Origin of the sequence: Aeromonas sp. FDAARGOS 1402, assembly GCF_019046925.1 — a bacterium.
Taxonomy (GTDB): domain Bacteria; phylum Pseudomonadota; class Gammaproteobacteria; order Enterobacterales; family Aeromonadaceae; genus Aeromonas; species Aeromonas caviae.
On the sequence record NZ_CP077201.1, the window covers coordinates 3,358,077 to 3,369,893 of the forward strand.

An 11,817-nucleotide genomic window follows, 5' to 3' on the forward strand; every position below is an offset into this window, starting at 1 on the left:
AGGCTTGCCGGACAACGGATTATTCGGCATGGTATGCATGAGTTTTTCTCAAGCATGGAGGCTTGTCATGTTGTCCACCCAGCCGCGTACTCAGTTGCCTCTCTATGGCCTGCAGGTCTTCGAGTGTTCTGCCCGCCACCTGAGTTTTACCCTGGCCGCCGACGAGCTGTGCGTGAGCCAGGGGGCGGTGAGCAAGCAGATCGCCCAGCTGGAGGCGCGCCTGGGCCACCTGCTGTTCGTGCGTGGCACCCGTTGTCTCACCTTGACCCCCGCCGCCGAGCGGCTGCTGCCTTTCGTTCGTGAAGGGCTGGCCCGCATGGGGGAGGGGCTCAGCGCCTTGCAGGCCCTGCCCCACGAGCAGGCGATCAGCATCAAGGTGCCCTCCTGCGCCAGCCGCTGGCTGCTGCGGCGGTTGCAGGCGTTCGAGGGGGAGGCGGTGGAGGTGCGTGGCAGCCACAGCCATGGCATCGACTTCTCCCGGGAGCCCTTCGATCTCGCCATCGTCTACCAGCCCTGCCTGGGGCGCTATCCCCACAGCCAGCCCCTGTTTCGGGAACGGCTGACCCCGGTCTGCGCCCCGGCGTTTGCTGCCAAGCATCGTCTGTTCGAGCGCGACCTGAACGAGCTGCCCCTGCTGCCCCTCATCCATGCCAGCGCCGATAGGCGGGACTGGCGCAACTGGTTTGCCGCCTTCCTCGACATCCCCTGGCAGCCCCAGGGGGGGCAGCTGTTCGATACCCTGGACTTGGCGATGAATGCCGCCTTGCAGGGGTTTGGCCTCTCTCTCGGGGATCCCACCATAGTGGCCGAGGAGCTGGAGAGCGGCGCCCTGGTCGCCCCCTTTGCTCCCGTGCTGGAGACGGATCACGAATACGCCCTGCTCGCCCGACCCGACAGCCGGCGCCACGGGGTACAGCGAGTCTGTCACTGGCTGCTGGAGGGGGATACCATCTAGTCGAACCCGTCACGCCAAACGGATGAGATGTGTGCAGATAGGTATGTGCTGTGGACTTGGCGCACCTCCTCTCGCGGCACAGTTACAACTCCAACTCGATAATGGGGAGCTCCCATCGTTCGCTTCGAATTTGTGCTTGGTAGGGCTCGTCTTCCTGCTCTTTGCTTCGCTCAACCATAGCGATCACTGTGGCATGCCGGATTGCTGAAAATTGGCTTTGCCATATTTGATGAGCACTTTGGGAAAGCCGAGCAACGGTTTTTTGGCCATGGAACACATGAAGTTTCTGAAGATTATCGATATCAATACGCACTGCGTCTCCGACTTGTAATCGGCGAAGTTGGTGGTGGATAGGATTGTTTTCGTTACTACGTCCCGCAAAACCAATATCAAGTTGACGCATTCCCATAATGGTAAAACGGCGTAGTCGGGCAGGTGATGTGGCTTGGTGCGACTCGTTGTAACAACATTCGTTGATAAGAGGAAGGTGCGGATGCCGCTGATCCACGCGGGACATAACCACTAAACGTTGTATTGCTCGGGTCATTGCTACATAGAAGAGGCGTCTCTCTTCCTCGATGTTGTTCGAGTTGCTTTCTGCGCAGCGTTGCCATCCGCCATCAAGGATCAGTACATAGCGATACTCCTCACCCTTGACCCCATGTACTGTGCTCAGCAGTACTCCCTTGCCAAAGCGGATCTGGCGTCTTTGCTCGCCAAGATACTCGTAGAGGAACATCAGGAAGTGGTGGGCGGAAAGGGCATGCTCCCCCTGACTGCTTTGCCATTGCTCGATTAGTTCATGCAGCAGAGTCTCCCAACGATTGGCCTGCTCTAGCGGGGGGAGTGGGGCAGCAAGTTGCTCAACTGTCAGCAGGGAATGGCCTTGCTGTTGTAACCAACTCTGGTAGCGCAAGATCTCGCGGCAGCGGTGAACCGGGAAACCGTGCTCTTTATCCAGGTTAAAGCGGCAGGGGATGGCGGCATCCGCCAGAGCCGAGCGAACCCAGGTCAGCTCCTCTTTCTCCAGCCCGTTACGGGCCAGCACTGCGATCGACTCCAGTGGACAGTCCGGATCCTTCTGACGGATGAGCGCGATATGTCTCACGACTTCGGCCGCCTGTTGGGGCGCATCCAGACACTGCTGGATGATGACTCTGCCTCGCGCAGTCTCCAGTTCCTCCCAGTGGCCACCGGGGACCTCCATCTTGCGCCGTTCGTCGATCACGATGGGGTGCGCTCGCTTCATGCGATCCTGATTGTGCTCTATCAAGCGGTTGGCCGTTTCGATGATGTGGGCCGTGGATCGGTAGTTCCAGGTCAGAAAGTGGGTTTGGGCGTTGTAGTCCTGCTCAAAACGGCGGATAAAGCTCACATTTGCTTCGCGAAAGGCGTAGATGGACTGGTCGTCATCACCCACTGCCATCAGATGCAAACGAGCTTCTTCATCCTCTTCGCTCTTGCCCACCAGTGCCGCGATAAGTTGGTACTGCTGCTCGTCTATGTCCTGATACTCATCGACGAGCAAAAATTGCAGACCACCAAGCAGTCTCTCTCTCTGTTCTTCGAGCTCGAGGCCGAGCTGACTTTGCTCACCGCGGAGCAGCTTGATTGCATCATCGATGATGGCGGAGAAATCGATATCGTCCGATGTTCGGTTTTGCATTGCATTACCGGTCAGGCTCATGGCAAGACCGTGGAAGGTGAATACCGATACCCGGGCGCCATCGCGTCCCAGTAGTTCAACCAGACGGCGGCGCAGTGAGATTGCTGCGTTGTGGTTGTAGCAAAGCAGCATGATCTTGGCCGGATCGACCTGTTTGACTCGCAGCAGGTAGGCGCAGCGATGGATGATTACCTTGCTCTTGCCCGAACCTGGGCCAGCCAGTATCAGCAAATTTTGTTCGGGCGGGGCCTGGACTATCTGCTCCTGAGGCCGGTTGTGCAGATCTTCGACAATGCGCTTCCAAGAGTGTTCGCTAGTCGCTAGTTCCAGGATCTTGCCTCTTCCCTTGAAGTAGTGACCGAGGAATTTGTCGGCCTCCATTGAGAAGTAATTGGTCACCAGCTCCTTGGCTCTTTTGAAGTGCTCCAGTCCAATGCGGGCATATTCGTTCATCACATGGATCTGGATGACCTTCTGGCGGTAGTGATGTTCGAGGGGTTGGTAGTCAGTCTTGCCGTACTGCTGTTGACGCTCCGAGGTCAGGGTGAGGGTCATGGCGGTGCGGAAAACGGCGAGGCCATTTTGCAGCACCACCGCATGTTGCTCGTGCAGATAGAGTAGCGCCCGTTCGGCCCCTTTGAGTAGCCACTCCTGCTGGCTGCTAGCTTCTCGCTTATTCATCAGCTGGGTAACATCCATATCTTCACGCAGGTATTTAACCAATTGCTCCAGAGCAAACGAGATCATCACCTGACGCTGGACACTCTCCTCGCTACTGGCCAGTTGGGTGTAGAGAAAATCGAGGGTGGCTCCGGTGACAGCATGGCGCTGAGCGATAGTCTGCTCGATTTGTGCCCATGGTCGGTTAAAGGTTATCTGGTAGTGATCTCGGGAGAGGTATTTGACATCTATCGCGCCTTTCTCACCTCCCGAGCGGCCATCCTGGGACCAACTGGTCAGCAGATTTCGTAAAAGGCCCGGGTTACATTGCTCATGGCCCTGTTCCTTGATGGCCTGGTTGAGGTGTCGCATGTTGAGAGGGTGACCAACTCTGGCGTCGGGGTCGGGCAGTTGCTCCCGCAAGGTCGTGAGCATCTCCTTCTCAATGCTGTGTACCTGGCCAGTGAGTATCCGGGCGTTGTCTTTCCCTTTGGGACGGATCCAGGCGGTGAGCAGCATGCCTTGTGAGAGCAGTCCGACATCCGCCATCTGGGTGAGCACTCGCATCACTTCGCTGGCTTGTACGCCGCGTCCCTGATCGGCCATGTACTGACCGGCCTCTTCGGCAATGCTATCGGCACTGAGACCGTCATCATCGGCTGCATTGATCAGTGCCTGGATAACGGCCTGCCAGATAGCTTTGGCCTTTGGAGCCAGTTTCAGGCTCTCAATCAGGTCCATCGCCTCCTTCGTGGAGGCAAACAGGGGGCGCCCTTGAAACACCTGGGTGATGTTGTCGCTGCGTTCCAGATAACCGGCGCGCTCGAGCCAGGCGATAGCCGTCTTGACCTTGGTATCGGCATTGCTGTCGTCGGCGGCGAAGCTGGTCTCTACATCGGGTTGGTTGATGAGCTCTGCACTGGTTGCAACCAATGGGGATGGGGGCTCCTGTTTGCTTCCCTTATTGGCCCGGATCCGTATTCCGCGCAGGATCTGTTTGATGTCTCGCAGGCTAACTTCACTCATGGCCTCGAGTCGGAACTGTTTCTCTATATCCTGTTCATCAAAGAGCAATACGCAGTGCGCCTGCCTCGTATCGCGTCCCGCTCGCCCCGCTTCTTGCAAATAGTTTTCAAGGGAGCCGGGAATATCGGCGTGGACCACCAGGCGCACATCATCTTTGTCGATCCCCATGCCAAAGGCATTGGTTGCACAGATGACCCGTATCTCGCCATTGATAAATTGCTCCAGAGTCTCCTTCTTTGTGGCATTGTCCATTCGGGCGTAAAAGCGGGCGACGGGAAGGGGCTGTTGTTGCCCGAGAAAATCGGCCAGTTCGTCCACATTACGTTTGGTCGCGCAGTAGATAACGCAGGAACCAGGCTTATCTTCACCGAAGAACTGTTCGAGTAAGTTGAGGATATGTCCGTGTTTATTGAGACCGGGGCATTCGATGACTGCGTACTCGAGGTTTGTTCGCTCAACCCCCCCTTCCAGTCGGCGCAGTGGTTGGGGCAGCTTGTCGAGAAACTGGTCGCAGATGTCTGTAACCACATCCGGCTTGGCCGTTGCTGTGTAGCAAAAGACTGGTGGAACGGGGACTTGTTGCTCGCTGGCAATGGTAGCGATGGCCTTGGCGCAGTAGAGATAATCGGGGCGAAAATCATGGCCCCATTTTGATAAGCAGTGTGCCTCGTCAAATACCCAGCCACCGATCTGACGTTGTCGTATGGCTCGCTTGACGGTGCGATTGCGAAGCTGCTCGGGGGAGATATAGAGCAGGGCGATATCCCCCATGCGGATCTGTTCGAGAATCGCACCACGTTCAGGCAGGGTGAGCAGTCCGGATATGGCCGCGACACCTTCGATACCTGCCTTGAATTTAAGGTTGTCCACCTGATCTTTCATTAGTGCCTGTAGCGGCGAGATCACGATAGTGAGAGCGCCACTGCGCTGGTTGCGTACCAGTGCGGGGAGCTGGTAGCAGAGCGATTTACCACCGCTGGTGGGCAGGATGCCAAGTAGCGCGACTCCGGCCATTGCTTCCTCAACAAGGGTCTTTTGCAATGGGGTTCCATCAGGCAGGCTTCGGAAGTTGTCGAGTTCAAAGATGCGTTGCAGATGACGGCGGGCATCGTGGTTCTCCTGACAGTAGCCGCAGTCAGCGTGACCACAGTGGCGTTCGCGAACTGTGTTGATGATCTCCGCTGTTTGAGGAAAGCGACGCCAAATCCAGGGGGGTAGTACAGAGTTTCCGCCGGACACAGGCAACCAGGCGCAAGCATAGGCCAGCGGCAACAACAGCATGGGTTGGCGCAAGGCATCGCCAATCACCCGGTTAAGCTGATTGGGGCAGGCTTTCTCGTGGGCAATGCTCTTAATGAGGGTGGGCAGCTCAGAAACCTTGACCAGAGGATGACCCGTTAACCTGGAAAATACCAGAGAGAGACCTTGAGTGCTGAACTGTGCTGTGACTCCTTGGCTAAAAAGATATTGATAGAGTTGTAGCTGGGGCAGGGGTAAGGACTGCAGGACGGCCAATTGTTCGGAGAAAACCTGCAGGGCGAGTCTTGCATCGGCGACCGGATCATTGAGGGCATCTCGTACCAGTTTGTAATCTTTGACCAAGCGGTGATAGGGATTCTTGGGAAAGGCAAGGGGTGAGAGATAGAGAGTATCGATCACCGGTTTATCGAGAAGCTGTTGGGGACGCACCGCCTGTTTGGCTAACCAGGGGAGATCAAAATCCAGAATATTATGGCCGAGAACCAAGTCTGCATGATGGGCTAGATTGTTAAGTTCTTTGATGGAGAGTTCTTGAGGACCTTTAAGGCTTAATTGCTGATCATCAAGAAGTGCACCAAGGTGCCGTAAGTTATCATCCCGTGTTAATTCAAGGTCAAAAGAGAGGATCTTGTCATTTCCGAGAACAGATGAGAGTAGAGGATTCATCAACAGCCATCTCCATCTGGTACAATTCATCCAGATAATAATTAGTGCTATTAGATCATGGGGTTGGCGCTACTTTACCTGATAAAAGGGAGAGTTGGCATCGTTCTGCGTTGATTTTTATGCTGCATGTTGCAAACCATTTTCTACCAATGGACCTCTGCATACAGGATCCTGAGTTGGTCCGGTTATAAAACACGTAACAATCACGCCAGTTCTGAAACATATAGTGGATACGATATGAGGATCTACTTTGCCCTGCTTTCATCGATTTTTATTACGTTTTTCAAGCGAGCGAATGTCCGCATATTTTCGTGGGCAGACAGCTCGGGATAGTCGCGGTTATTGGCTTTAAGACGGTATTGGCCCGCGCTGTTTTTGGTGACAACCCGCAACAGGTATTGATTCAGGCCGCTCTCATCCTCTTGCTCGATCGCCATGATACTGCCGGTGATAGAGCCCGCACTGTCCGGGGTGATCCACTCCAGCAACAGCAGATCGCCATCCACAATCGGTTGTTTGCCGCCATCCATCGAATTGCCGCTGGCGCGGGCTAGGAAGTGGCGCTTGGGATCAAGTTCTCCCCAACTGCTGTCGAGGCGCTGCAGCGCCATATCACTCTCGTCACCATGTTTGAAGTGGCCGCAGGCAATCTTGAGATTGGGGAAGTAGGAGAGCAAGGAGCCGCTCTCCACCGCGCTGTTCTCCGGCTTGAGAGGCGCTGTTTGGCGGAGGCTGCCCAGCGCCACAACCTCTGCACGCTCGCCAGTGTCTGATGACGCCGTGCTTTGTGCCGACCGAATCCGAGACTTGCGGGCCAGATACTGAGCCATGCGCAAGTCCAGCAGCTCCTGCATCATATGGTGGAGCTGATCTATCTGCGTCTCATTGAGCGCGAAATCCGTGCAAAAACGATCATCCTTGACCACAAACCAGTAGCGGCGGCGCGCAGCGTTATTCTCACCAGTGGTGTGTTTTATCGGGTTATTGCGCCAGTAGCGCAACCAGCTTGCGCTGTCTGCGGCAAGCTGCTGTTGCGGATCGGGCAGATCCAGTTTCAACAGCCGGGGATGGCGTTCCAGCAGGTAGCGGGAGTGGCTGGCCAGCTCGGCAAGGGTCGGCGGCGAGCGCAACCCGTCCAGCTCGAGCAGGGCCTGCAGCAAAATAAGCTTGAAACTTTTCGCCAGCTGGGTGGTTTCAACGGCGAGATGGAGAAATTCCCGCAGTTGCTGCCAAACCTGCTCACTGGTTGCGTCCAGATCGCCCTCTTGTGCCACCAGTGCGAACCAGCCACCAAAGGCGCGGGTATCGAATTCAAGCTGATTGACCTGCATGCTTTGCCAGACCTGGTGGGCTGTCGGTCGGTAGCCGAACTGTTCCTTGAGTTCGCGATAGGTTTGCAGCAGTGGCGGGCGGCGCGTGGCGTTGAGGCGATCCAGCATGGGCAGCAGGGCAGGATCCAGATTGATAAAGCACCCAGGCGCCAGTACGGGTTCGCCGTGCACGCCATGGCGGTAGGTCAACTGCTGTTCCAGCAAGATAGGTTTGCCAAGGCAGGCCTTGTGGTTGCCCACCAGATCGATCACCTGCAGCCGCTCTTTGCCCGGATGGAGACGCAATCCGCGTCCCAGTTGCTGCAGGAAGACAATGCGAGACTCCGTCGGGCGCAGCATCAGTATGGTATCGATGGCGGGCAGGTCTGTGCCTTCGTTGAAGAGGTCGACCGAGAAGATGATGTCGAGCTCTCCCGCTTCCAGCTGTTTCAGTACCCAGGTGCGGTCAAGGGATGACTGGGCATGGATGGCCATCGCCCTGACTCCGGCCGCAGTGAAACACTGGGCCATAAACTCGGCATGGCGAATGGAGATGCAAAAGGCCAGCGTGCGTTGCTGACCCAGCTTTTGCCACTGGTGCAGGGCGTGTTGTGCCCGCCGCTGACTGGCGAAGGCATGTTCCAACGCATCCGGGTCAAACTGGCCATTTCGCCAGGGCAGGGCCGCATAGTCGATGGTGTCGTCGAGGATGCCGTGGTAGACCAGCGGCACCAGAAAATGCTGTTCAATGGCCTCGGCGAGATAGCATTCAAAGACCTGATTGTTGTCACAGAGCGCCAGAATATCGGCCTGATCGGTTCGATCCGGTGTGGCGGTCAATCCCAGCAGGAAGCGAGGTTGAAAGTGATCGAGCAACCTGCGATACGAGGGGGAGGCGGCATGATGAAACTCGTCAACAACGATGTAATCAAAGTGGTCGGGGGCAAAGCGCAGCAGATGCCGGCCCTTGCCCAGCGTCTGGATGGAGGCAAACAGCCAGTCCACATCCTCCTGCTGCTCCCCCTGATAGAGGCCGATACGGGCCGAGGGAGACAGGCGCTGGAACGTGGCTCTGGCCTGCGTCAGGATCTCTTCCCGATGGGCAACAAACAGCAAGCGAGCCGCCTGCATCTGGTGTACATCGAAGGCGGCCAGCCAGGTTTTGCCAAGACCGGTCGCCATGACCACCAATCCCCGCTGGTAACCCGCGTTGCGGGTGGCATGCAGCGCGGCAAGGGCATCCAGCTGCACCTTGTTGGGCATTGGCCGTTCGCGCAGTGCCTCGGCATCTTTTGTCTTGTCACCGGTCAGGGCCCTCAGTTCCCGCAAGCTGCTCTGCTGATAGCGCGCCAGATAGGCATCAATCCAGCGGTGAGTCAGCGGCACTACCCGTGGATCCCTTGCCAGCAGTTCAACCTGTGTCATCAGCTGTTGCAGGCTCTGCTGTGCCTCGACACAGGGCGAGTCATCCACGGTCAGAGACCAGTTCCACTCCAGCGAGTCGTTCAAGGCGGCAGCCGAGATATTGCTCGAGCCCACAAAGGCCCGGCCGCAGAGGTGGTGTGAGCAATGCTGGCGCACGAACAGATAGGATTTGAGGTGAAAGCCGCGGTTTCCTGCGCTCTGATAGACAAGGGCCGTGGTGCGGGCGGGATCCAGTTTGAGCAGCTCGCGCAGTGCCACCGGCTGGGTCACGTCCAGATAGTCGGAGGTGATGACGCGCAAGTGCGCCCCTCTGGCTTGTGCCTGCTGCAGCGCCTCACGCAGCAGCAACAGACCGCTTTGCCGGATGAACGAGACGCATAGCTCGATCCGCGCCCCTTGTCCGCACTCGGCCAGTGCCGCCAGCAGATGGGGGAGCAGGGGGTCGGTAAAACGGGGATCGCTTGCGTGTCCGCCGCCGACCAGCATCAGCGAGTTCATGGCTGTTTGACCTGCAGTACGGCATTGAGCCAGCGTTCTTCGGCTCTGCCCGGTCTCAGATCGGTCGTCTGCCACACATCGATGGCGACCAGAGGCAACTCGCTCAGCAGGGCGTGAAGGGCATCTTCATCCAGTTGCGTGAAGGTTCGCCCGTCACGGGCAAGCGTGCCACGGCCGTACTTGAAAGAGCAATAAAAGTGGCCGCCAGCTCTCAGTTGAACGGCCAGATGCCCCATGACGGCAGGCAAGTCCGCCAACGGCACATGGAGCAGACTGGCGCAGGCCCAGATCCCGTCCACCGGCTCGCTGGCCTGAAACTGCTCGAACCGACATACCGCCACCGCGTGGCCGATATAGTGGCTGGCCAGCGCCGCCAGCTTCTTGCTGCCATCGAATGCCGTGACCCTGAATCCCGCCGCCATGAAAAAGTGGCTGTCCCGTCCGCTGCCGCAACCGGCATCGACGATATGGCCACCGGGTGGCAGCAGCGGCAGAAAGTGTTGATAGAGAGGCTGCATATCGACACTCAAGGTACTGTCGGCAAATGCGCGGGCGTGCTGATCATAGTAAGCGATGGACATGATGGCTGGGTCGGCTGGAAAGGTAGCCATACCCTATCAAAAACGATAAACCAATGGAAATATTCAGCTTAAACAGCAGGTTAATTAAATCGTCATGTCAAGAGTGGCGTTTGCCCCGGCAAGGGATGAGTGAAGGGTGCACCCTGTATGACAAGCTCGACTCGTCATCAAGAAACAGCCCCGCTGGCGGGGCTGTTGTCAGGCGAATACCATAACCATACAGTCATGGTGATGGCCGCTGGCCGCTGGCCGATTAAAGGGTCACTGGCAGATCTTGTAGTAGACCTCGTTCCAGCGCAGTTGCTCCTTGAGCGCGGGGATGCGGGTATGCTCGTCGATGACCACAAACTCGATACCCATGATGTCGGCGAAGGTGCGCAGCTGCTCGATGTCCACCGCCTGGGTGAACACCGAGTGGTGTGCGGCGCCCGCCAGGATCCAGGCCTCGGCACTGGTCTGCAGGTCCGGCAGGGGTTTCCACAGGGCGCTGGCCACCGGGAGTTTCGGCATGGCCTCTGGCAGGTCCACCACTTCCAGCTGATTGACCACCAGACGGAAGCGGTTGCCGAGATCGATGAGGCTGGCGTTGACCGCCTTGCCGGCGGGGGCAGCGAACAGCAGGCGGGCCGGATCGGCCTTCTTGCCTATGCCTAAGTGCTGGGCGTCCAGCACGGGTTTGCCTGCGGCGATGGAGGGGCAGACTTCCAGCATGTGGGCCCCCAGCACCAGGTTGTTGCCCGCCTCCAGGTGGTAGGTGTAGTCCTCCATGAAGGAGGCTCCCCCCGCAAGGCCATATCCCATCACTTTCAGGGTGCGCAAGAGGGCCGCGGTCTTCCAGTCCCCTTCTGCCCCAAAACCGAAGCCTTGCTCCATCAGGCGCTGGCAGGCGAGGCCCGGCAGCTGGTGCAGACCATAGAGATCTTCAAAGGTGGTGGTGAAAGCGCCAAAACCACCGTCGGTGAGGAACTTCTTCATCCCCAGCTCCTGGCGCGCCGCCTCATACAGGGAGGCACGAAGCCCCCCGCCCGCCTGCACCGCCTCGGTCAGGGTGTAGGTCGCCTCATATTCGGCCAGCAGCGCCTCGATGTCGCTCTCGGGCACGGCGTCGATCACCTTGACCAGATCGCCGACCGGGTGGTAGTTCACCTGATAGCCGAACTGGATCTGGGCCTCAATCTTGTCGCCCTCGGTGACCGCCACGTTGCGCATGTTGTCGCCAAAACGGGCGATTTTGAGGTGGCGGCTGTCGTGGATGGCGGCGGCGATGCGCATCCAGTTGCCAATCTTCTGTCTGGCCTCTTCATCCTGCCAGTGGCCCACCACCACGGTGCGGGGCAGCCGCAGGCGGGCCCCCATGAAGCCGAATTCGCGCCCGCCGTGGGCGGTCTGGTTCAGGTTCATGAAGTCCATGTCGATCTCGCTCCAGGGGAGATCCCGGTTGAACTGGGTGTGGAACTGCAACAGGGGCTTTTGCAACTGGCTCAGCGCCGGGATCCACATCTTGGCGGGGGAGAAGGTGTGCATCCACACCATGAGCCCGGCGCAGCGCTCGTCGTGGTTGGCATCCCGGGCCACCGCGCTGATTTCATCCAGGGTGGTACCGGTGGGTTTGAGCACTATCTTGAGGGGCAGGTTCGCCCCCTCGTTGAGCTGGCTGGCGATGGTGTGGGCGTGATCGGCCACCTGCTTCAATGTGGTGGCGCCATACAGGTGCTGGCTGCCGACCAGGAACCACACTTCCAGCTGTTTCATCAATTCCATGAGTTTGTC

At 57.9% G+C, this 11,817-nt stretch carries 5 protein-coding genes; 1 reads left to right on the plus strand and 4 read right to left on the minus strand.

What is annotated here, in order from left to right:
* Positions 1-67: 67 nt before the first annotated feature.
* Positions 68-955 (plus strand): LysR family transcriptional regulator, encoded by an 888-nt coding sequence (locus I6L32_RS15920; RefSeq protein WP_216944162.1) that lies wholly within the window; start codon positions 68-70, stop codon positions 953-955.
* Between the two features lie 82 nt (positions 956-1,037).
* On the opposite strand, the gene I6L32_RS15925 is transcribed toward I6L32_RS15920, so the two are convergent.
* From I6L32_RS15925 to araA, 4 genes are all read right to left on the minus strand, one after another.
* Complete coding sequence (locus tag I6L32_RS15925; RefSeq protein WP_216944163.1) at positions 1,038-6,233, minus strand: RecQ family ATP-dependent DNA helicase; 5,196 nt, start codon at positions 6,231-6,233, stop codon at positions 1,038-1,040.
* Between the two features lie 245 nt (positions 6,234-6,478).
* Positions 6,479-9,466, minus strand: a complete 2,988-nt coding sequence (locus I6L32_RS15930) for a DEAD/DEAH box helicase family protein (protein WP_236749305.1) — start codon at positions 9,464-9,466, stop codon at positions 6,479-6,481.
* Entirely contained in the window at positions 9,463-10,077 is a 615-nt protein-coding gene (locus I6L32_RS15935) for a class I SAM-dependent methyltransferase (RefSeq protein ID WP_236749304.1), read from the minus strand. The genes I6L32_RS15930 and I6L32_RS15935 overlap by 4 nt, the downstream gene beginning before the upstream one ends.
* A 231-nt stretch (positions 10,078-10,308) precedes the next feature.
* Positions 10,309-11,808 carry an L-arabinose isomerase gene (araA, locus tag I6L32_RS15940; protein ID WP_128313212.1) on the minus strand — a complete coding sequence of 500 codons (1,500 nt, stop codon included), beginning with the start codon at positions 11,806-11,808 and terminating at the stop codon, positions 10,309-10,311.
* Positions 11,809-11,817 lie beyond the last annotated feature (9 nt).

Excerpts from the sequence above, each read along its gene's own strand:
- I6L32_RS15920 (WP_216944162.1), top strand. The coding sequence starts at position 68 with ATGTTGTCCACCCAGCCGCGTACTCAGTTGCCTCTCTATGGCCTGCAG.
- I6L32_RS15925 (WP_216944163.1), bottom strand. The coding sequence starts at position 6,233 with ATGAATCCTCTACTCTCATCTGTTCTCGGAAATGACAAGATCCTCTCT.
- I6L32_RS15930 (WP_236749305.1), bottom strand. The coding sequence starts at position 9,466 with ATGAACTCGCTGATGCTGGTCGGCGGCGGACACGCAAGCGATCCCCGT.
- I6L32_RS15935 (WP_236749304.1), bottom strand. The coding sequence starts at position 10,077 with ATGGCTACCTTTCCAGCCGACCCAGCCATCATGTCCATCGCTTACTAT.
- araA (WP_128313212.1), bottom strand. The coding sequence starts at position 11,808 with ATGGAATTGATGAAACAGCTGGAAGTGTGGTTCCTGGTCGGCAGCCAG.